This window comes from Streptomyces sp. NPDC003300 (genome assembly GCF_040610915.1).
Classification (GTDB): Bacteria; Actinomycetota; Actinomycetes; order Streptomycetales; family Streptomycetaceae; genus Actinacidiphila.
The window spans coordinates 52,884-69,476 of the sequence record NZ_JBEXNE010000021.1; the positions used below are offsets into that span (position 1 = coordinate 52,884).

At 68.4% G+C, this 16,593-nt stretch carries 34 protein-coding genes; 15 read left to right on the forward strand and 19 right to left on the reverse strand.

The window, feature by feature from the left end; genetic code table 11:
- Positions 1-362: 362 nt before the first annotated feature.
- The 9 genes from ABZX65_RS26805 to ABZX65_RS26845 form a co-directional block, all read right to left on the reverse strand.
- Positions 363-1,484 carry a DUF2637 domain-containing protein gene (locus tag ABZX65_RS26805; protein ID WP_355345072.1) on the reverse strand — a complete coding sequence of 374 codons (1,122 nt, stop codon included), beginning with the start codon at positions 1,482-1,484 and terminating at the stop codon, positions 363-365.
- Between the two features lie 45 nt (positions 1,485-1,529).
- Positions 1,530-1,703 (reverse strand): hypothetical protein, encoded by a 174-nt coding sequence (locus tag ABZX65_RS26810; protein WP_355345075.1) that lies wholly within the window; start codon positions 1,701-1,703, stop codon positions 1,530-1,532.
- Complete coding sequence (locus tag ABZX65_RS26815; RefSeq protein ID WP_355345078.1) at positions 1,700-1,825, reverse strand: hypothetical protein; 126 nt, start codon at positions 1,823-1,825, stop codon at positions 1,700-1,702. The genes ABZX65_RS26810 and ABZX65_RS26815 overlap by 4 nt, the downstream gene beginning before the upstream one ends.
- Positions 1,826-1,864: 39 nt before the next feature.
- Positions 1,865-1,999 (reverse strand): hypothetical protein, encoded by a 135-nt coding sequence (locus tag ABZX65_RS26820; RefSeq protein WP_355345081.1) that lies wholly within the window; start codon positions 1,997-1,999, stop codon positions 1,865-1,867.
- A gap of 65 nt (positions 2,000-2,064) precedes the next feature.
- Positions 2,065-2,226, reverse strand: a complete 162-nt coding sequence (locus ABZX65_RS26825; protein ID WP_355345084.1) for a hypothetical protein — start codon at positions 2,224-2,226, stop codon at positions 2,065-2,067.
- Positions 2,226-2,375: a hypothetical protein gene (locus ABZX65_RS26830; RefSeq protein ID WP_355345087.1), complete on the reverse strand. Its 150-nt coding sequence runs from the start codon at positions 2,373-2,375 to the stop codon at positions 2,226-2,228. Before ABZX65_RS26830 ends, ABZX65_RS26825 begins: the two co-directional genes overlap by 1 nt.
- Entirely contained in the window at positions 2,372-2,710 is a 339-nt protein-coding gene (locus ABZX65_RS26835; protein WP_355345090.1) for a hypothetical protein, read from the reverse strand. Before ABZX65_RS26835 ends, ABZX65_RS26830 begins: the two co-directional genes overlap by 4 nt.
- Positions 2,711-2,791: 81 nt before the next feature.
- Positions 2,792-3,007, reverse strand: a complete 216-nt coding sequence (locus ABZX65_RS26840; protein WP_355345093.1) for a helix-turn-helix domain-containing protein — start codon at positions 3,005-3,007, stop codon at positions 2,792-2,794.
- Between the two features lie 127 nt (positions 3,008-3,134).
- Positions 3,135-3,896: a GntR family transcriptional regulator gene (locus tag ABZX65_RS26845; protein ID WP_355345096.1), complete on the reverse strand. Its 762-nt coding sequence runs from the start codon at positions 3,894-3,896 to the stop codon at positions 3,135-3,137.
- A 142-nt stretch (positions 3,897-4,038) separates the two neighbouring features.
- Here ABZX65_RS26845 and ABZX65_RS26850 point away from each other — a divergent pair, with 142 nt between their 5' ends.
- From ABZX65_RS26850 to ABZX65_RS26860, 3 genes are all read left to right on the forward strand, one after another.
- A complete protein-coding gene (locus ABZX65_RS26850; RefSeq protein WP_355345099.1) occupies positions 4,039-4,821 on the forward strand; it encodes a GntR family transcriptional regulator in 783 nt (260 codons plus the stop codon).
- 956 nt (positions 4,822-5,777) lie between these two features.
- Positions 5,778-6,092, forward strand: coding sequence for a hypothetical protein (locus tag ABZX65_RS26855; protein WP_355345102.1), 315 nt, complete (start codon positions 5,778-5,780; stop codon positions 6,090-6,092).
- Positions 6,089-6,877 (forward strand): Bro-N domain-containing protein, encoded by a 789-nt coding sequence (locus ABZX65_RS26860; protein ID WP_355345105.1) that lies wholly within the window; start codon positions 6,089-6,091, stop codon positions 6,875-6,877. The genes ABZX65_RS26855 and ABZX65_RS26860 overlap by 4 nt, the downstream gene beginning before the upstream one ends.
- A gap of 374 nt (positions 6,878-7,251) precedes the next feature.
- Here the strand turns inward: ABZX65_RS26860 and ABZX65_RS26865 are convergent, their stop codons facing one another.
- Positions 7,252-7,968 carry a hypothetical protein gene (locus ABZX65_RS26865; RefSeq protein WP_355345108.1) on the reverse strand — a complete coding sequence of 239 codons (717 nt, stop codon included), beginning with the start codon at positions 7,966-7,968 and terminating at the stop codon, positions 7,252-7,254.
- A gap of 29 nt (positions 7,969-7,997) precedes the next feature.
- On the reverse strand, positions 7,998-8,513 hold the full coding sequence (locus ABZX65_RS26870; RefSeq protein WP_355345111.1) for a hypothetical protein: 516 nt from the start codon (positions 8,511-8,513) through the stop codon (positions 7,998-8,000).
- 272 nt (positions 8,514-8,785) lie between these two features.
- Here ABZX65_RS26870 and ABZX65_RS26875 point away from each other — a divergent pair, with 272 nt between their 5' ends.
- Together ABZX65_RS26875 and ABZX65_RS26880 are read left to right on the forward strand one after the other, a co-directional pair.
- Positions 8,786-9,292 (forward strand): hypothetical protein, encoded by a 507-nt coding sequence (locus tag ABZX65_RS26875; RefSeq protein ID WP_355345114.1) that lies wholly within the window; start codon positions 8,786-8,788, stop codon positions 9,290-9,292.
- 222 nt (positions 9,293-9,514) lie between these two features.
- Positions 9,515-9,796, forward strand: coding sequence for a hypothetical protein (locus ABZX65_RS26880; protein WP_355345117.1), 282 nt, complete (start codon positions 9,515-9,517; stop codon positions 9,794-9,796).
- Positions 9,797-10,122: 326 nt separating this feature from the next.
- Here ABZX65_RS26880 and ABZX65_RS26885 read toward each other — a convergent pair whose 3' ends face one another.
- From ABZX65_RS26885 to ABZX65_RS26895, 3 genes are read right to left on the reverse strand one after another with little or no spacing between them, the layout of a single operon-like run.
- Positions 10,123-10,329, reverse strand: a complete 207-nt coding sequence (locus tag ABZX65_RS26885) for a hypothetical protein (protein ID WP_355345120.1) — start codon at positions 10,327-10,329, stop codon at positions 10,123-10,125.
- Complete coding sequence (locus ABZX65_RS26890) at positions 10,326-10,535, reverse strand: hypothetical protein (protein ID WP_355345123.1); 210 nt, start codon at positions 10,533-10,535, stop codon at positions 10,326-10,328. Before ABZX65_RS26890 ends, ABZX65_RS26885 begins: the two co-directional genes overlap by 4 nt.
- A 1-nt stretch (position 10,536) precedes the next feature.
- Positions 10,537-10,782 carry a type II toxin-antitoxin system prevent-host-death family antitoxin gene (locus ABZX65_RS26895; RefSeq protein ID WP_355345126.1) on the reverse strand — a complete coding sequence of 82 codons (246 nt, stop codon included), beginning with the start codon at positions 10,780-10,782 and terminating at the stop codon, positions 10,537-10,539.
- A 123-nt stretch (positions 10,783-10,905) separates the two neighbouring features.
- Between ABZX65_RS26895 and ABZX65_RS26900 the strand changes: the two genes are divergently transcribed.
- The 10 genes from ABZX65_RS26900 (at position 10,906) to ABZX65_RS26945 (ending at position 14,208) form a co-directional block, all read left to right on the forward strand.
- A complete protein-coding gene (locus ABZX65_RS26900) occupies positions 10,906-11,208 on the forward strand; it encodes a WYL domain-containing protein (RefSeq protein WP_355345129.1) in 303 nt (100 codons plus the stop codon).
- A gap of 9 nt (positions 11,209-11,217) precedes the next feature.
- Entirely contained in the window at positions 11,218-11,487 is a 270-nt protein-coding gene (locus tag ABZX65_RS26905) for a hypothetical protein (protein ID WP_355345132.1), read from the forward strand.
- Positions 11,488-11,653: 166 nt separating this feature from the next.
- Positions 11,654-11,938, forward strand: a complete 285-nt coding sequence (locus ABZX65_RS26910; protein ID WP_355345135.1) for a hypothetical protein — start codon at positions 11,654-11,656, stop codon at positions 11,936-11,938.
- 111 nt (positions 11,939-12,049) lie between these two features.
- On the forward strand, positions 12,050-12,319 hold the full coding sequence (locus tag ABZX65_RS26915) for a hypothetical protein (protein WP_355345138.1): 270 nt from the start codon (positions 12,050-12,052) through the stop codon (positions 12,317-12,319).
- Positions 12,316-12,729 (forward strand): hypothetical protein, encoded by a 414-nt coding sequence (locus tag ABZX65_RS26920; protein ID WP_355345141.1) that lies wholly within the window; start codon positions 12,316-12,318, stop codon positions 12,727-12,729. The genes ABZX65_RS26915 and ABZX65_RS26920 overlap by 4 nt, the downstream gene beginning before the upstream one ends.
- A complete protein-coding gene (locus ABZX65_RS26925; protein WP_355345144.1) occupies positions 12,726-13,076 on the forward strand; it encodes a hypothetical protein in 351 nt (116 codons plus the stop codon). Before ABZX65_RS26920 ends, ABZX65_RS26925 begins: the two co-directional genes overlap by 4 nt.
- Positions 13,073-13,489, forward strand: a complete 417-nt coding sequence (locus tag ABZX65_RS26930; RefSeq protein WP_355345147.1) for a hypothetical protein — start codon at positions 13,073-13,075, stop codon at positions 13,487-13,489. The genes ABZX65_RS26925 and ABZX65_RS26930 overlap by 4 nt, the downstream gene beginning before the upstream one ends.
- Entirely contained in the window at positions 13,486-13,803 is a 318-nt protein-coding gene (locus ABZX65_RS26935) for a hypothetical protein (protein WP_355345150.1), read from the forward strand. Before ABZX65_RS26930 ends, ABZX65_RS26935 begins: the two co-directional genes overlap by 4 nt.
- A complete protein-coding gene (locus tag ABZX65_RS26940; protein WP_355345152.1) occupies positions 13,793-14,014 on the forward strand; it encodes a hypothetical protein in 222 nt (73 codons plus the stop codon). The genes ABZX65_RS26935 and ABZX65_RS26940 overlap by 11 nt, the downstream gene beginning before the upstream one ends.
- Positions 14,011-14,208: a hypothetical protein gene (locus ABZX65_RS26945; protein WP_355345155.1), complete on the forward strand. Its 198-nt coding sequence runs from the start codon at positions 14,011-14,013 to the stop codon at positions 14,206-14,208. Before ABZX65_RS26940 ends, ABZX65_RS26945 begins: the two co-directional genes overlap by 4 nt.
- Here the strand turns inward: ABZX65_RS26945 and ABZX65_RS26950 are convergent.
- The 5 genes from ABZX65_RS26950 to ABZX65_RS26970 form a co-directional block, all read right to left on the reverse strand.
- Entirely contained in the window at positions 14,205-15,095 is an 891-nt protein-coding gene (locus tag ABZX65_RS26950; RefSeq protein ID WP_355345157.1) for a Ku protein, read from the reverse strand. The two genes, ABZX65_RS26945 and ABZX65_RS26950, sit on opposite strands and share 4 nt — an antisense overlap.
- A 90-nt stretch (positions 15,096-15,185) precedes the next feature.
- Positions 15,186-15,401, reverse strand: a complete 216-nt coding sequence (locus tag ABZX65_RS26955) for a DUF6011 domain-containing protein (RefSeq protein WP_355345160.1) — start codon at positions 15,399-15,401, stop codon at positions 15,186-15,188.
- Complete coding sequence (locus tag ABZX65_RS26960) at positions 15,398-15,871, reverse strand: hypothetical protein (protein WP_355345163.1); 474 nt, start codon at positions 15,869-15,871, stop codon at positions 15,398-15,400. Before ABZX65_RS26960 ends, ABZX65_RS26955 begins: the two co-directional genes overlap by 4 nt.
- A 196-nt stretch (positions 15,872-16,067) precedes the next feature.
- Entirely contained in the window at positions 16,068-16,235 is a 168-nt protein-coding gene (locus ABZX65_RS26965) for a hypothetical protein (RefSeq protein ID WP_355345166.1), read from the reverse strand.
- Positions 16,232-16,444, reverse strand: a complete 213-nt coding sequence (locus ABZX65_RS26970) for a hypothetical protein (RefSeq protein ID WP_355345169.1) — start codon at positions 16,442-16,444, stop codon at positions 16,232-16,234. Before ABZX65_RS26970 ends, ABZX65_RS26965 begins: the two co-directional genes overlap by 4 nt.
- Between the last annotated feature and the right edge of the window lie 149 nt (positions 16,445-16,593).

Below are 16,593 nucleotides of genomic sequence, written 5' to 3' on the forward strand. Positions count from 1 at the left end.
CCACAAGGGTGGTGGCGTTACCTGTTGCGGCGAGCGCCGGGGCCACCGGCAGGCCGCGTTCGGCACGGCGGCGGGTGCGGCCGGTCTGCTCGGGCGGCACCGGAACGGGCCACTCCGACGGCCATGCGAGGACCGGCGACGGGGGGGATGACGCCCCCTCTGCGGGAGTGCTGGGTGCCGCAACCGGTGCTGCCGGTTCGGCGGTACGGGCGGCCACAGGGGGCTCCTTCGTCAAGCCGATTCCTACTCCGGTCGGAGTCGGAATCGGAACGGGGATGGGGATCATGCGCTGATCAACACGACGGTCGGTTCCGACTCCGACCGGTCGGAGTCGGGATCGGAGTCGGAATCAGGAGGGGCTCTCATCCGTCGGTTCCGGTGAGAGGGCGAACGTTCTCCGATCCGAGGGCGGCGAGTTTCGGGTCGTCCTCTTCGATCTCGGTACGGAGCTTGTTCGCGTACTGGCGGGAGGTGTACCGAGACTTGATCCGGATCAGCTCGGCGATCATCTGGCTCTCCAGGGGCCGGGAGCTGAGGCTGCCGTAGAGGCCGCGGATCGCCTCCTTCGCTGCTTCACGGCTGCCGGGTGCGCTCTTCTTCCGGAGCGCCGCACGGGGCGCCTTGGTGGCGGCGCCACGAACGTGCCCTGTGGCGTCGGGCTGGGGCGCCACGGGGGCCTTGGTGGCGGGTGCTTCGTGGCGCACCTGGGGCACCATGGGGGCGTGCTCCGTAGCGTCGCCTGTGGCGCCCATTGGGGGCGGGGCTGGCGCCGTGGCGGGCATCGGCTGTGGCGCCTCGGATGCACCGTCAGCGGTCGCTTCGAGGCCGCCAATCGGAATGCCATATCGGCTCAGCCGCAGCGGGATCCGCGTCTCGACCGGAGCGGCCGTCCGCCACGCCCGCCCGTAACGGGCACGAAGCCGGACCCGGTAAACCAGCCGGTCCTGCTCGCGCCGGATCGCCTCACCGTAGGTGCGGATTTCCCACAACTTCATGCGCCGCCATAAGCGGAACGTCGGCCACGGTGCGAGGACCCAGCGGGACAGGCGCACGGGCTCGATATGCCGGTCCGCGGTGATGTCCGCGAGTCGGCCGACTGCGTGCCGGCCGGCTTCGACGGTGACGATGAACAGCACCGGGATAGAGGCGTGCATGGCCACCCCGAGCGGCCGGGGCCAGGATGCTGCGGCGTTGAACGCCACGGTCGCAGCGGTCAGCAGCCAAGCGGTCTGGCGGAGTAGCGGGAACGGAATGCGTTTCCAGGTGAGGAGCATGTCGAGGGCGAGGAGGACGACGATTCCGGCGTCGATGCCAATGGGGAACACGTTGGAGAACCAGCCGAAGCCTTGCTGGCGGGCGAGTTCCCGGACGGCGGCGTAGGACCCGGTGAAGCCGATTCCCGCGATGACGGCCGCGCCCACGGCGACTATGCCCACGAGCACATGTTGGGTGCGGGGCGTGCGCTGGGCGTCGGGGCTTGTCACGGTGGGTCCCTTCGGGGTGGTTGGGGTGCGGTCTGCGGTCGGTTGTCAGCGGGTGGTTGGCCAGTTGTGGCCGGGTGGCAGGGTCCGGGTTTCGAGGCCGTCGCGGAGGACGCGTGCGAATTCGTCGTCGTCGGGGAGGTCGGCTTTTGCGGCGGCGAGGAGGGCGTCGGTGAGCTGGTGGTCGGCGAAGTCCTGGCTGCGGTCGCGGCGGAATGTCATCTGTCGTTGTCGTCTTTGGCGGGCGGGGGCGGGGTCGGGAGGCTCATGGGGAAGGTGATGGTGTAGTCGCCGTCCGCCTCGTACTCGATGTCGCTGCCGGTTTCCGGGTTGGCCTGGCCCATGGCGGGCTCCTCTCGGTGGGTGGTGCAGGAGGGTCCTGGTCAGTCGAGGAGTTCGTCTTCGGTGAGGCCGCCGGGGCAGTCGTGGATGGCGACGCCGTCGCTGGTGATGATCACGGTGGTGGTGCCGTCGTCGTTCTTCTCGGTGGTGACGGAACCGCCGGGGTTCTCGGACATTGCTGCTCCTGGGGTGGGGGTTGGGGCCCGGCCCGCAGCGGGGGGTGTGACTGCGGGCCGGGGGCTTAGTGGGCGCCGGGGTGGAAGGCCCGGTCGTGGGTGGGGCAGAGGAGTGTGGTGGTGCAGCAGGTGGGGGCTTGCTCTTCGCGCACGGGTTCGGGGTTGGGCCAGTCCTGGGCGGTGGCGTAGTCGGCGTCAGCGGCGGCGTGTTCTTCGGCGGCGGTCATCACCAGCCCCTGACGGTCATGGCGAGCCTGCGGTCGTGCGGGTCGGCGGGCAGCGGCGGGAGTTGCACGGGCTTCGCGGCGATCGCCCGCTCCAGGGCGGCGTCCTCCGGACTACGCGGGGCCGGAACCGGCTCGGAGTCGGCGGTCATGCTGCCGCCCCCTGCGCCCACTGCCGGTACTCGTCGTAGCCCTGCCGGTCGCGCAGCAGGTATGCGGTCTCCGTCTCCACGCGCAACCGGGCCGCATCCACCGCGGGGGCGGCCTTCGGCTGGCACACGTGGGCACTGCCCGAGAACGCGGCGTGGCACTCCGGGCACACCGTCAGATTCGAACGCGAGCTACGGACGCGGCGCAGCAACTCATCCGCATCCGGGTCCGAATCGGTCGGGGCGGAGGCGGAGGGGTGGACGAAGGACGCGGCACGGTGAGCCGCCGCGTCGGCCCGCGACACAGGCGCGGTGCTGTTCTGGGGCGTAACGTTCATGTCGATCTCCCGGTTGCTTCGAGGCTTCGGGTGGTCTGGCCCCGGTCGGCGTTCGTAGCGCCGACCGGGGCGTCTTGCGTTCTAGGCGGCGTCGCCCAGGGCGTTATCGGCGCTGGCTAGTGCGTCTTCGGGGATCCTGATCGATCCGCCGCCGCCCTTGATCGGCGTGCCGGGAACAATCGGCTTCCCGTAGCGGACGGCGGGAAGGCGGCCGTCTGCGATCCAGCGGTACACAGTCGCGGGATGAACCCTTAGGCGGTCGGCGACCTCCTTCACGCGCAGCACGTTGACTCCCATCGCAGGCTTCGACTTCTCTTGCGTTCATCTAGATAACCATCATGTCCTCTAGATGTCTAGCGGGCTCATGGGCACACAAAAGAGCCCCCGCCCAACAGAGTTGGAGGGGGGCTCGCGAACCGGCGACCTAGGCGGGGAAGTCGTACTCCAGCACGTATGCGTAGGCATTCAGCAGCATGTCGTTGACCTCAACCGGGATCCCGGTGTCGTCGTAGGCAATGCGGGTGATCTCAAGCACGGGGGTTGCGGGCGGCAGGGCAAGGTCATCCGCCTCTTCCTTTGAGGGCATACGGGCTCGCAGCGCTTCTGTGAATCTCGCCGGGGCATGCCCGATGTCGGCGAGGCGTGCATAGATACCACCGGGGCCGGTGTCCAACTGGGTAATGGCCGTGCCCTCAACCAGCGACGACGGCAGGTAGGACACAGCCCGTTGCACCGGGTGGTCGGCGAGCAGGAAGAGGCGATCACGCTTCCAGACGTACTCGTTCTCGCTGACGCTGAGTTGCCTCGCAATAGTCGGGGTCGCCGGGATCTTCTCAATCTGCACCCGCTGAGTCATGTCGTCGGCGCGCTCTTCGAGATCCATCTCCCAGATGGACCGCCCCGACCCCCACTGCTCCGCCGCGAGGCGCGCTGGCGAACGTCGCGGAAGGGGTCGATACGTGCGCGGGTACACGCCTCGCCCCTGGACGGCGACCGTCAGACCTTGGTCCTGGAGTGCCTGCAATGCCTGCCGGGCGGTCCCCATGGCGACGTCATACTGCTCCATGATCTCTTCTTGTGACGGGAGCCTGCCGTCCGGCTTCAGCTCGCCTCGCTCGATTTTCGCGCGCAGATCACCCGCGATCGTTCTGTAGCGCGGCTCGTGACCTTGCGGCTGGCGTGGCACCCGTCCTCCTTCATGAGACCTCTAGATGACAAAGCTACAGGTGGCCGCCCGGCATCGGTCAAAGGAGTCATGCGACCAACGCGAAAGATGCAAACAGAGGTTGACAGTCATCTAGATAACTCTATTGTTGTCTACATCACAGATGACGGCCTTTGAAGCGGGAGCCTCCGTGCACCTTCACAAGCGATCGCAAGCCAGCCATCCCGGACCGGACTGGATGCACGAAGTGCCGCCGGATCTCTACCCGCGCCAACTCATCTCGCCCCGCTACCTCGGTACGGCAGGGAGCTGCAAGCGGCCAGAGCCCGGCTTCTACTACTACGTGGACGATTGGGAATCGGACTACCCGATCTCATTCGGGCTTGAGGTGGTCCGGCACGTTCCCCGACGCCGCAACAAGCAGGTCCCCACCGCCCTCTACCGGCTCTTCGACACCGAGGGCCGCCTGCTCTATGCGGGCATCAGCGATGACCCCGACCGCCGGTGGCGTCAGCACGCCGACGACAAGTCGTGGTGGCCCCAGGTGGCCAGCAAGACCGTCGAGTGGTTCGACACCGAACCCGAAGCGCGCGCCGCCGAGACTGCTGCGATAAAAACCGAACTGCCGGTCCATAACAAGAGCAACGCTGCGTCGCCGATGTCCCTCTCCGCGACTTGGCAGCAGGCTGAGGTCGAGCGGAGCTACGCGAAGGGCGCTCCCAGTCTCATCCGACAGGTGACAGACGTCCTCCGCGCCGAAATCCTGGCTGGCTACATGAAGCCTGGCGACCGGCTGCTCTCGCGCTCCGAGATGGCCGATCACCTTGGCGTCAGCGCCATGACCTGCACGCTGGCGGCGCAGGCGCTGGCCACCGAGGGCCTAGTGAGACCGCAGGGGCTCCGCGGCGTGTACCTGAACGCCTACGAGCCCGACCGGTGTGACTAGGTGTACCGATCGGCGCGCGTTTCGGTCATGGATCATCGCTGCCGCGCGCTTCGCCCCGTCTGGGCGCACTCGCACCACCAGGCAATTCACTCGGAGTGATCACTCAGGGCTGCCAGAGGTCACGGAGAAGACATATAACTTTCGGCAATCAGGGGCGCGATCCTGCTGGTGCGTTTTGGCGGGTTGCCTACTCGCCGGGGATGATCCGAACGGCGAATTCCAGCCGTCTCGCCACAACGGGTACGGCTCGGAGCTTCTCGGAGGCTCTCGGTGAGCCGTAGTGAGTACCAGGGAGGACAGCGGCGCGTGGAACGGGAGGTGTACGCCCGCATCAGGCGGGTGCTAATCCCTTGGCACATCGAGGCGTCGCCCGATTTGATCGGCTCGCTCCGGTCGCCGTCTCACGTCGTTGTAGCGTCCTTCGTGTCGGTCCGGAAGCGGCGACTTCAAGACAACGATCTAGGGCGGAAGGTCCCTAGGCGGTGCGTAGTTGTGCGTATCGATCGATCCCGGAAGTCAGCGAACGGCACAGGTCAGCAGGTCGTGTCGCCACATAAAACACACCCTGAGCTGCGCAAACAGTCAACCTATAAGCGTCAATCTAACGCGGATCTAACATCCGGTTTTGATCACCGCGTGCTTGGCCGGTCTTAGCGTCAGGCCGGAGAAGAGCACAACGGCCGGGGGCTCTGACCTCCCCGGCCGCTGCAAGACCAGCGGGTTGCACCCCGCCAGTCGATGAGTCCCAACCTCTACGAAAGGACTTCGCTATGGAGTCTACGGCCCTCGGCATGCCCGCAGCCGCCCCTGAGGCGGCCGCTCCTCCCCCGGCTTTACCCGCTCCTGCCTCGTCGCCTGTTCCGCGCCGTTGGTTGCGCCGTATCCACGGCGGCGGTGTGATCACCGAATCGTGCCCTTCGTGGTGTGTGGCCACCCATGCGCATGACCAGGGCGGGATGGTGGGTGACCTGACGCACGACTCGGCGGCCGTGGCGATGCGGCTGCCGATGCGGGTTCAGGGCGGTGTGGACGCGGTGGCGTGGCCGGTGCTGTCGGCGATGGTCCGGCAGTGGCCGTACGAGGACGACGGCGACAGCCCCCGCGAGCCGCACGTGTCGTTCGAGCCCAGCCCTGACGAAACCCTGGAGCTGGACGCGGACGGCCTGGCTGCGGTGATCGACCAGATCCGTGCCCACGCCGACCGGCTGGAGCAGGTCCACGCCCAGCTCCTGGCCGCCGTTGCCGAGCACAAGGCGGAGGTAAGCCTGTGAGCATCGAGCGCTTTACGACCGACGAGTTCGACATCGAACTACGCCCGGACGGCGACGCCTTCAAGGTGGTGGCAGCGGGCGTGGCCCGCGCGCTGGGTTTCCACTCGGCGAAGGACATGCTGCGCACCGTCCCGGATGCCGAGAAGGGGTGGGAGACAGCTCCCACCCCTGGCGGCGAGCAGCAGGTCTGGCATCTGACCGAGCCCGGCTTCTATCGGGTCATCGGGCAGCGGCAGGCGAACCGGGTGAAGGATCTCGGAGTGCGCGAGCAGGTCGAACGGTTCCAGTCCTGGGTGTATGGCGTCGTCCTGCCGGGCCTCCGCAAGGAGGCGAATCCCGGCACTCCCCCGCTGGAGCTTCCTCCGCCGTCCGGTGTTCTGCCGTACCGGGATCAGGCGGAGTTGCTGGTGTTGCTGCGGCCGGTTCTGCCGGAGCCGTATGCGGTGGCAACGGGCAAGGTCATCATGGCGCGGGCGATGGGTGAGGTTCCGGCGCTGGAGTCGTCGGAGACGCCGTTGTACGCCGCAGTGTTCCTCGCGGAGCAGGGCCACAAAGCCAAGACCGTGGCGAAGTTCCAGTCCGGGTTCGGGGCGCGCGTCTCGAACCGGTACTTCAAGGTCCACGGGCGGCGTCCGGGCAAGGTGCCAGGCCCGGCCGGGTCGCGGATCGACAAGGTCGTCGCGTACACAGAAGACGACCGGCCGCTCCTGACGCAGGTGTACGCCGAAATGGCCGACGTCATCAACATGTTCGAGACCGGCGGCCAGCAGGCCATCGGGGCGTGAGCACGAACTGCCCGCCACCGTGGGGTGGCGGGCAGTTCCATGCGCGGATTAGGTCAGCGGTCGGTCCAGCCCGCCGTGGGGTGCGCGGCGGCGAACGCACGCCGGGCCTGCCGCCTCTTCCACGCCCTCCAGGCGGCCCGGGGGAGCTCGAAGTACACCAGTCGGCAGGGCCAGTACAGCCCGTACAGAAGCACCCACCAGAGGAGCATTACCGGCGCCACGAGCGTCCCGCCGGGTGTGCCCGATGCGCGTGAGCGGCGCCTGCGCCGCCCGGACGTCACCGGCACCGACACGCGAATCGGACCCAGGCCGCCGGACAGTCGAATTCCCATTCCCAACCCCCAATGCTCGAACGCTGCTTCCCCGTGCGGCGCTCAGCCGACGGGCTTCCAGGTTCCGCACTCCTGCGACGTGAAGAGGTCGTCAGACGGCAGAATCGTGACGGTGATCTTTGTGGCGGCGGTGGCGAAGTTGTTGTCGATGATGTCGCCGTTGGCCCTGGTCCGTTCCCAGTAGCAACCTTCGAGGTCGCCGGTCGTGCGATAGGTGCCGGGCGGAACGGTGTCGTCGGCGCGCTTCGATGTGACCTTGTAGGTTCCGCTGCCGATGTACACCGGGTAGTGGCCGGACACGGCCTGCTTGACCGTCTTCGTCCATTCCGGGCAGAGCAGGGGGATGCCTGTCTTGAGGATGTTCATCTGGCCCGACGACGTGGCCTGGCCTTCAGCGAGCCACTGAGCGGGGCCGTTGGCAGCCTGGTCGGGCAGGGAGTCGCACATGTCCTGGACGAAGTCGGCTGGCGTGGCGTAGAGACTGTCGGCGTCGTAGGGATCGTCGTAGGAGTCGTCGTCCTCGGCTGCGGGATCGTCGAGAGTCCAGCCGTGGTCTGCGGCGATCGTGTTGATCTTTTCTTCCGGAGTGGGCGGCGTGGTGGTGGCCGGCGTCGTCGGGGCCGGCACGGTGGTGGCCGCTGGTGCTGCGGCGGTGACGGTCGCGGCGGGGCTCGCCTCGGCGGTGGAGGCACGGTCCGGCCGGGTGCCAGCGTCGCTGCCTCCGCAACCTGCGGCGAGCGCGGCCACGGTGAGCGTCACGGCACCCGCGGCGAGGCGCCTGGCGGCTCTCACAGCTTGTCTCCGGCCTGGTCGTATTCCTTGGCCTGTGACGGGGTGAGGAGGTGGCTGATGCGGAGGACGGTGGTGCCGTGGACGTAGTCGTACTCCGATAGTGCGGGCAGGCCCTTGGTGACGGTCTGGATGTAGTCGGCGCGGGCCTGGGCGTCGGCGTGGTTGCCGAAGACCTCGATGCCGCCGCCGCGGGTCACGTCGTCTTTGTCGAGGCCGTCCAGGTCGGCTGCCTTGAGCCTGCTGTCAGCGAATTTGATCGCGGACGTGTACTGGTGGGGGCGGCCCATAAGGTGGTTGCCGTCGTTGGCTTCGGTGACGACGGCGGTGATGCTGGTCGTGGGCACTGCGGTGTGGATGGTGCGGTAGGCCGCGCTGGCGTCGCCGTGCTGAGCCTTGCTGGCCCCTGTGGTACCGCTGCTCTTGCTGTCGCCGTCGTCGCTTCCCCCGCAGGCGGTGAGTGTGAGCAGGAGTCCGGCGGCGAGCATGGCGAGGCTGGTTGTGCGGGTGTTCATGGTTCCCCCCTGGTGCGGTTGTGGGGGGAGCTTGGCAGGCCGGGGGGCTGGCTCGGGTGGGTGTGACGCAGTCGTGACCGTTGATCACTGATGACCGTTTCTGATCATCCCGGTCGCGTTTGTCACGACACTGCAACTTGCCCGGTTACCTGCTGGTACGCCTGCGATGCTCCCCGCCTCAACCGCACCGCCTTGGGGGCACCATGTCGCAGCAGCAGCCAGGCCAGCAGTGGGGCACGCCACCACCCGGAGGGCCAACACCGCGTCGGCGCATGTCGAAGCGGAAGCGGATCGCCCCGTGGTCGACAACCGGGGCGGTCGGGTTCCTGGTGCTGATGTTCATCATCGGCACAGTCGGCGGTCCCGCGAAGAAGAACACCAGCGCCGAGGCGACGCCGAGCCCGTCGGTGAGCAGCAGTCCGAGCCCTGTCGCGACCGTAGCTCCCGCGACCACTGCGGCCCCGGCAAAGACCGCCGTGGCGACGACGAAGGCACCACCACCGCCCAAGCCGAAGCCGACTCGGACCGGGTGCGGGCCGATCCGCGACGTAATCATCTGGATGCGCGTTCCGGACCTGCCCGACGGTGCCCAGGTCGTCGGCAACTGGAACCAGGCCGACTGCCGAAGCACCTTCGACACCCTGCCTGACGAGTCACCGACCGGCCCAGGTTTCTGCACAGAGGCGGCGTGGGTCAGCGACAATCCCGGCTACGACGCCGACGCCACCCCTGCGAAGCGGCCGAAGAAGGTCCAGGTGAGCGCTGGCCCGGCGTGCTGACGCCACAGGGTGGTTGCCAGTTCGAGTGCGCACGGAGGCCGACAGTGCCACCCTGGTGCCATGTCTGAGACGTGTCCGGCCTGTCACGGTCAGCGAGTGACGACGCACACCACCGTTGAGGTGGAACTGGACAAGGACGGCAACCAGGTGTCGCATGTCCGTGAGTACACGGCGTCGTGCAATACCTGCGGCGGTACCGGCACGGTCGGCTAGGAGGCCAAGGTGCGAAGCGTCTACTGCTGCGTGATCTGCGGGGTTCACTACCTGCCGCCCGAGGGCATGGTCTACCCGGAGTCGGGTGTCGTGGCGTCCCCTGCGCACTGTGCCAGCCCTGTCTGTACGAAGGCCGCGCGGGACGGTGAGGCGGGGCTGCCGCTGGCGATGCTGGAGACGCTGGCGCTCAAGGCCGCTGAGGAGCAGCAGGCCGTCGATCGCCGCGTCCGGCGGGGCCGTGGGCGCCGGGCTGGTGCGGCGCCCGGAGGCGGCCGCAGCAAGCTCCGCTGACCCCGACAGCAGCAAGCCCCCAGCCGGTGTCGGCTGGGGGCTTTTCCGCCGCCCCGTCCATGGGGGCGGAAGGGGCGGCGGGCCGGGGCCGTCCGGTAACCAGCCGGGCGCCATCAGCTCACCCCGTCCGCGGTGGCCGTTCAGGGGAAACCGAGGGCAGCGCGTCAGGGGCGGGATCAGGCTGCCACCGGGGCATAGGCGGACGCGGGCGGTGTGGAGTATTGCGCTCCGGGCGACCATGGGTGACCGGATGCGACCAAAACTGACCACGCGGGCAGCAAGCGACTCCCGGCTCATTGAGGCTGGGGGCTTTGGTGTGCGCGGGGTCAGGCGTCGAGTCGCTCCGCCAGGGCGCGGTCGAGCCTCTCGCCATCGAGGGCGACGCTTCCGTCCGGCGCGATGATCGCCATCCCGGCGAGCCTGCCCGCTTCCTCACCCCACGCGAGGAAGCCGATCGCCTCTTCGAGGGTGGGGAACTCTTCCTCGCCGGGATGGTGGTAGGTCAGGTAGCGCGCGATCCATACCTCGTTCATGCGTTGCTTCGCATGGTGGGTCGGACGACGTTGCGCAGGGCGGACCCGATGGCGGCAACGTTCTCGGTGAGGCGGCGGGCGGCCTCTTCGGATGTGATGCCCGACGCCAGCAGGGCGACGCGGGCGTTCACGGTGCGCGGCGCCTGCGCGTGGCGGTCGAGTTGGTGGCGGGCTCGGTCGGCGTCCGGGTACGGGCGGTAGGCCATGTCAGCTCTCCTCGGCGGGATTGGGCTTCCGTGCTGCCGACAGTTCCTTGCGGAGTGTCTCGGCGTCCTCGCGGAGGCTCCGGATTTCTTCGCGGAGCGCGGGGACGAGGGCGGGCGGCACTAGTTGCCCGGCTGGCTTGCCTCGTCGGGTGATCTCGTACTCCGCGTCGTGGTGCTGGGTGCCGTCCAGGAGGTCGGCGATCTTCTTTCGGGCCTCTTCGACGGGGACCTTCTCCGGCTCGGTCATGTCAGGAGTGTAAGGGAGTGGTGGTCCGTAAGGAACTGTCAGTTGATCCCGTAGGGACCTTGCGAACCTTACAGTTCTATCTGTAAGGTTCGTAGGGACAGCAAGGAACAACTGGGGGATTCAATGGCCCGTACCGTCCGCACGATCCGCCGCAGTATCCGTGCCGCGCTGCGCGCTGGCCGCCACCTGGTGACGGCGGTGCGGGGCCGCCACTACGGGCTGCTCGTCCGCCTGTACGCCGCGATCGACACCGCGGCCACCGTCCGGATCACGTACCGGGACCGCGACGGGGTCGGCAGTGTGCGGGCCGTCCAGCCCCGAAGCCTGTGGCTCAGCAGCGACGGGGCTGTCCTCGTCACCTGCCACGACCTGCTGCGGGACGACCGTCGCGACTTCCGCACCGACCGCATACTCATCGCCGCCTAGAAGGCAATCATGGCCAACATCGAACTCCGCAGTGCACCGGGCGGCCCGGTCGTGTGGGTCCTCAGTAAGGGCGAAGACAGTGAGGGCGGCGACGTTCTCGGCGTTTACGCCAGCAAGGACGCCGCTAAGGGAGCGTTTGCCGAGGCCGCTCGGTCCATTCCGTTCGACCTCGACGGGGCCTGGCAGGACGAGGAGACCGGCGCGGTCCATGCACATGGCGGCTGCGACTGGGTGACGCTCGGACCGCACCCGCTGATCACCCGAGCACAACTCACATGACCGCCTCCGCCCTCCCGCTGGCCGAGGACACGCCCGCTCAGGTGGGGGCTGAGGACCGGCGTTACTGGACCGAGCGCTGGGACGACGAGCCCGACACCGAACCCGAAGCCGCATGACCCCCGCGCCCATCCGGTACACCGGAATCACCACAACCTGGGAGGAAGCCATGAGCGAGGACTGGGGTATGCCCGAGCAGTTCGGCGCGATCTACGAAGTGCCCGCCGGGGAAGCCTGTCCCGAATGCCCGTGCTGCACGAGGCGGTTGTGCGAGGCCGGGCGCAAGGTCGTCGGCGGCTGCAATTCTGCCGCCGCTGGCGGGGACCGCGATTTGGTCGCCAACTGCACGTGTGGTGTCGGTGCGGGTTCGGAGACCGCAGTGTGGCAGGAGCGGGAGGCCGTCCGCCGGGCCGAACGGAAGGCGCGCATGACCAAGGGCAGCACCACCCAGTGACGCCCGCCACCTGCCGTCTGACCTGCATGTTCCTGGTCGCCGCAGCGGTCAACACCCTTCCCTGGCGGGCCAGTTCGCGAGATACTGAAGCATTACATACCGGGAGAAATTATGACCGATGACCTAATCGCCGACTGCGCAGAATGCGGCGCGTCCATTGGCTGGGTCGAGTGCCCCAGCGGCAGTTGGTGGTCCCACCGAGTCCACCCCGCCAAGGATCACGACGCTCACCCGGTGAGCTGCCCCCGCTGCAAGGGGTCCGGCATCGACCCGGTGTACTCCTACCCGGCCGAAGGCCCGTCGTACTACAGCATGGGCGAGCCGGAGTGGCTGGAACCGTGCATTGCCTGCCAATACCCGCAGGCAAAGGTGATGTCATGACTGCCCCTGGCCTAGCTCACCGCATAGCCCACCTTCTGCGCTCCACCCCGTCCGCCGGGTGGACGTACACGCCGGGCCAGGAGAAGTGGGATCACCACAAGGGCGGCGGCAACCCTGGACACAGTTACTCGGTGACCTGCGCTCTCTGTGTTGGCGACGTGGACGCGCTGGCCGCCGCCGTGCTGCCGCTGGTCGCGGCCGTCAGCCCCGCGCAAGTGGTCGCCGATGACGCGTGGGGCACGGTGTGGTTGCACGGCAAGTGGCGGTACCTGACGAAATGCATGACCACCCAGGAGCGGGAGCACGCCGCCGCCTGCGTGGCTCGCTGGTCGGCCCGGCTCGCCGAGATCGACGGCGACCCAGGCCGCCCCGAGCCCGATGGGCTGCGCTGGTGGAGGGAGGCGTCATGACCACCGTCCTGCCGCCCGTCGCCCTGCCGCCGCCGGGTCCGGCTCTGGTGCTGCATCAGGCGGCGGCCAGGCTGCGAGGGGCGGCGGAGGCTGCCCAGGCGAGGCAGGCGGAGGATGACCGCCCGCCGGAGCGCTGGTACGCCGACCTGGACAACGCGCTCGGCGGCCCCATCGGCATCCTGTGCGGCCTCCTGTCGCCCGAACTGGCCCTGGAGTTGTGCGACTGGCTGGACGCGACCGCCGTGGAAGCCGTGCGGCACGCTGCGGGCGGCTGGGGCAACCTCCAGGAAGAGATCACCGACGGCTACCCCACCGCCATCGCCCGACGAATCCTGGAGGCGGTGTGACCACCGATGCGCACTATCCCGGCGGACCCCTTGACGGGGCGCACCCCGGCCTGGCGGACAACTGCCCCGATCCGGTGTGCGTGAAGCGGCGAGCGCGGCCCGACATCACGGTCCGGCCGACCCGGTTCGAGGTGTCGCTGCTACCAGAGGACGACATCAACTACCCGGTGTTCGTGGTCGCCGTAGAGGCGCGGGGCCGTGGTCGATGGGCTGTCATCCGGCACCGTAAATGCCTCGGTGCCAACGGCGAGTGGTCCTACGAGTCGATCCCTTCCGAACGCGAAGACGAGTGGCTGGACGCCCACCGCTTCGATCTGGAGACCGCCAAACGGCTGGCCATCGAGGCGGCACCCGGCATCAGCGTCAACGGGATGACCGCCGCACAGGCGGTCGCACGGAAGGAGACGCCGTGACCATCAAGCCCGCCCTACCCGAGGGCATGTTCGACCCGTTCCCGCGCATCCCCGTCGACACCAGCGACGGCAGTCCGTTCGCCCAGATCCTTCGGGTCGGGCTCCCTGCGGCAGATAACTGGACGTTCGGCCCTGACGGGCCCTATGAGTCGCCCGGCCAGACTGGTGCTCAGGTCACGCGAGCGCAGGTGACGGAAGTGCTGCTGCACCTGCTGGAGCTGGGCTTCATCGACATCGACGTGGAACGGATGAAGGCCGCCCCTGGTTGGCCAATGCAACGGGAGCCGACCCGAGGCGAGCCCAATGACCGATGACCTCGACACCCCCGTGGCGTCCAGCCGCTTCTTCCGCTGGGCTGACGTCGACTGGCCGTGGTGGCGGCCCCTTTGTCTCGTCGGCTGGCGCGACGGCGACGAGAACTGCAACCGCACCATCGGCATCCGCTGGGGACACGGCGCCCAGTTCGTCTGCCTGAACGTGCCGCTGCGCCAGGAACCCCACGACGGCTGCCGGATGCCGTCATGAGCGCCGTCCCGGTCTGCGGCGACCGCCACGCCGTCCTCGGCCAGCACATCACCTGCACCGAACCGCCCCTGCACCGCGGCCCACACAGCGGACCGGGCGCTGACGGCATCGTGGGCGCCGCCTGGTGCACGCTGCCCTGCCAGGGGCGTCTGTGCCGCGGTCCCTGCCACCCCGACGACCCCACGGCCCACTAGCCGGCCTTCTTCCGCGCTGCCTTCTTGGCCGTCGCCTTCCTGGCGGCGGTCTTTTTCGCGCTGGCCTTCCGCTCCCCCATGTGATGGACGTCGGCGTCCTCCCCGCGGTCCGCGCGCGCCTGGTCCGCAGCGGCCTTGAGTGCGGCCATGAGGTCGACGGGGCCCGCGGGGTCGGAGCGGCGCTTCGGCTCACGCTTCGGCAGATCAGCATGCTCGACCTTCGCCGTGACCAGATCCGCAACAGCCGCTGCGTACTCGTCATGAAACGCCGCCATGTCGGTGTCACCGAGCGCCGTCACATAGTCGAGAGCAGCCTGAAGCTCATCCTCCGACAAGTCCACCTCACCGCGGGGCGCGGCGTCGCCGGCGGCGCGGAGTTCGTCGGGCCAGCGGAGGCGTTGCAGGACGAGGACGTCGCCTGCGGCGTAGACGACGCCGAGGTTTTCGCCGCCGCGGATCGCGTACTTTCCGACGGCGGCTTTGCCGGAGCGGGCGAGGGCTTCCCGCATGAGGACGTAGGGCTTCTTCCCGGCCGGGCTGCTGGGGGTGAGGAAGTAGGGGCGGTCGAACATCTCGCCGGGCACGCTGGCGAGGTCGAGGAACCCGGAGACCTCGATGGTCTTCGCCGTCGGCAGCGGCAGCTCGTCGAGTTCGGCGTCCGTGATGGGGACGAGGGTGCCGTCGGCGGCTTCGTAGGCGCGGCCGATGTCGCCCTGCTCCAGGGTTTCGCCGTCGATCTCGCAGGTCTTCCGGTACTTCACGGGGCCCATGTCTGCGGTGTGGACCTGCCGGAACGCGATTTTGTGGGATGAGGAGGCGCTGACGAGCTGCACGGGTATCGCGACCAGTGCAAACGTCAACGTCCCGGACCAGATCGGCGACGGCATACGCGCTCCCTCAGCTCGCCCCCACGGCCAGGCTAAGGCGGGAACCGGAAAGGTGCAGGTCGGGGTGGTGCAGGTGAGGAGGACCACCGCTCATCCTTCGGGCAGCGTGTCCTGCTCGATCTGGAACCGTCCGGGGCCGCGCACGGGCCGCTCGCCGAGCTTGCGGCGGCAGTCGTCGCCCATGCCCCGGCGGCGGGAGGCGGCGTCCGTGAGCGGATGAGCGCAGAGGCCGCACCGAACAACACGAGGTCCCGCCGCTGGCTCCTCAGGGAGGCCAGGCAACGGGGAGGGGTTCGCTGTGGTCACGGGCGCTTGTTCCGGTGGAGGGCGCGTTCGTGGCCGAGGCTGATGATGAACATCGACAGAACGAGCCCGCCAGCAATTCCTGCGACCGCCCAGGACCGAAGTAGGACGGCGGCGATGATCACGAGGACTGCTGCGAACCCTGGTGCGCTCTGGGCTTGCCGCCAAATTGCCGCGTCGGCCTTGGCGAACTCCCACCTGTCGTAAAGCTGGGCCGCCGCGCACGGCGCACACAGCGGTAGCAGGTGGGAGGTCTGGCCGTTGCTCCAAATACTGACCCGAGCCACGGACGTGTGGCCGTCCACGTCGCACGCCCGGGTGAGGTAGTCCGGGTGGGCGATGTTGCAGGGGCAGGCGCATCCCGGACCGAGGGGTCCGCGTTCAAGGGAAAATCCGCCGGGACGCCATACGGTCTGGCGTTCATCTTTCCCATCGAGGCCGGGCGCGGTGTAGCCGTCGAGGTCGCGTTCCATGTTTCCCCCCTTGGTGCGTGGTGCGGTCATCATGTCGCGCTGGCGGGTGCTGCGGGTGGTTTCCGTCCGCCTTTGCATCGGTTGGTGCTGGCGGTGGTGGGGCAGAACCAGGGCTGGTAGTGGCGGGTGATGAGGCCGCCTGGGGTGAGAGTGCAGGGCTGGCCGCACGCCGGGCATCTGGCCGTGGGTGGGCCGGTCACGGTTGGCGGTCCGCTCGTTTCTGGTCCTGCCAGGTGATTCGCAGGTTGCGGAGTTCGTCGCAGAGCCCGTCGTAGTAGGAGTGGGCTCGGATGTAAGCCTTCTTCGCATCCGCGATGTCGGCTTCAAGGCGCCGTCGCAGCGCCTCGTACTCCTCCTCCGTCATGACATGTCCTTCCCGGTGAGGGTTTCGAACCATCGCCAGAGCCCGTCTTCCCAGTACTCGATGCGCGCCTCACTGGCGGGGCTGTCGGTGCCGAGGCTGGCGCGGACGAAGGTGTACGCCTTGGTCTCGCTGGTGTGGTCCGACTGGGCGGCCACATCGGGGCCGGTGAGGATGACCCGCCACGGCTTCGACGGGCGGCAGGCGGTCACCGTTCGACCTGGGGTACACGGTGGGACTCGGCGAGGCTGGTGCGGGCGTCGGCGGTCATGACGGTCTCCTCATAGATCCTGAGTAGCGCTCCTTGATTGCGCTGCTTCAATCAAGCTACCGCCCTCCGCTGTCCACCGCAACCCTGTTG

Coding starts and splice junctions, on each gene's coding strand:
- ABZX65_RS26810 (WP_355345075.1), bottom strand. CDS start 1,703: ATGACATTCCGCCGCGACCGCAGCCAGGACTTCGCCGACCACCAGCTC.
- ABZX65_RS26815 (WP_355345078.1), bottom strand. CDS start 1,825: ATGGGCCAGGCCAACCCGGAAACCGGCAGCGACATCGAGTACGAGGCG.
- ABZX65_RS26820 (WP_355345081.1), bottom strand. CDS start 1,999: ATGTCCGAGAACCCCGGCGGTTCCGTCACCACCGAGAAGAACGACGAC.
- ABZX65_RS26825 (WP_355345084.1), bottom strand. CDS start 2,226: ATGACCGCCGCCGAAGAACACGCCGCCGCTGACGCCGACTACGCCACC.
- ABZX65_RS26830 (WP_355345087.1), bottom strand. CDS start 2,375: ATGACCGCCGACTCCGAGCCGGTTCCGGCCCCGCGTAGTCCGGAGGAC.
- ABZX65_RS26835 (WP_355345090.1), bottom strand. CDS start 2,710: ATGAACGTTACGCCCCAGAACAGCACCGCGCCTGTGTCGCGGGCCGAC.
- ABZX65_RS26840 (WP_355345093.1), bottom strand. CDS start 3,007: ATGGGAGTCAACGTGCTGCGCGTGAAGGAGGTCGCCGACCGCCTAAGG.
- ABZX65_RS26850 (WP_355345099.1), top strand. CDS start 4,039: ATGACGGCCTTTGAAGCGGGAGCCTCCGTGCACCTTCACAAGCGATCG.
- ABZX65_RS26855 (WP_355345102.1), top strand. CDS start 5,778: ATGGTGGGTGACCTGACGCACGACTCGGCGGCCGTGGCGATGCGGCTG.
- ABZX65_RS26870 (WP_355345111.1), bottom strand. CDS start 8,513: ATGAACACCCGCACAACCAGCCTCGCCATGCTCGCCGCCGGACTCCTG.
- ABZX65_RS26875 (WP_355345114.1), top strand. CDS start 8,786: ATGTCGAAGCGGAAGCGGATCGCCCCGTGGTCGACAACCGGGGCGGTC.
- ABZX65_RS26885 (WP_355345120.1), bottom strand. CDS start 10,329: ATGAACGAGGTATGGATCGCGCGCTACCTGACCTACCACCATCCCGGC.
- ABZX65_RS26890 (WP_355345123.1), bottom strand. CDS start 10,535: ATGGCCTACCGCCCGTACCCGGACGCCGACCGAGCCCGCCACCAACTC.
- ABZX65_RS26895 (WP_355345126.1), bottom strand. CDS start 10,782: ATGACCGAGCCGGAGAAGGTCCCCGTCGAAGAGGCCCGAAAGAAGATC.
- ABZX65_RS26900 (WP_355345129.1), top strand. CDS start 10,906: ATGGCCCGTACCGTCCGCACGATCCGCCGCAGTATCCGTGCCGCGCTG.
- ABZX65_RS26905 (WP_355345132.1), top strand. CDS start 11,218: ATGGCCAACATCGAACTCCGCAGTGCACCGGGCGGCCCGGTCGTGTGG.
- ABZX65_RS26910 (WP_355345135.1), top strand. CDS start 11,654: ATGAGCGAGGACTGGGGTATGCCCGAGCAGTTCGGCGCGATCTACGAA.
- ABZX65_RS26915 (WP_355345138.1), top strand. CDS start 12,050: ATGACCGATGACCTAATCGCCGACTGCGCAGAATGCGGCGCGTCCATT.
- ABZX65_RS26920 (WP_355345141.1), top strand. CDS start 12,316: ATGACTGCCCCTGGCCTAGCTCACCGCATAGCCCACCTTCTGCGCTCC.
- ABZX65_RS26925 (WP_355345144.1), top strand. CDS start 12,726: ATGACCACCGTCCTGCCGCCCGTCGCCCTGCCGCCGCCGGGTCCGGCT.
- ABZX65_RS26940 (WP_355345152.1), top strand. CDS start 13,793: ATGACCGATGACCTCGACACCCCCGTGGCGTCCAGCCGCTTCTTCCGC.
- ABZX65_RS26945 (WP_355345155.1), top strand. CDS start 14,011: ATGAGCGCCGTCCCGGTCTGCGGCGACCGCCACGCCGTCCTCGGCCAG.
- ABZX65_RS26950 (WP_355345157.1), bottom strand. CDS start 15,095: ATGCCGTCGCCGATCTGGTCCGGGACGTTGACGTTTGCACTGGTCGCG.
- ABZX65_RS26960 (WP_355345163.1), bottom strand. CDS start 15,871: ATGGAACGCGACCTCGACGGCTACACCGCGCCCGGCCTCGATGGGAAA.
- ABZX65_RS26965 (WP_355345166.1), bottom strand. CDS start 16,235: ATGACGGAGGAGGAGTACGAGGCGCTGCGACGGCGCCTTGAAGCCGAC.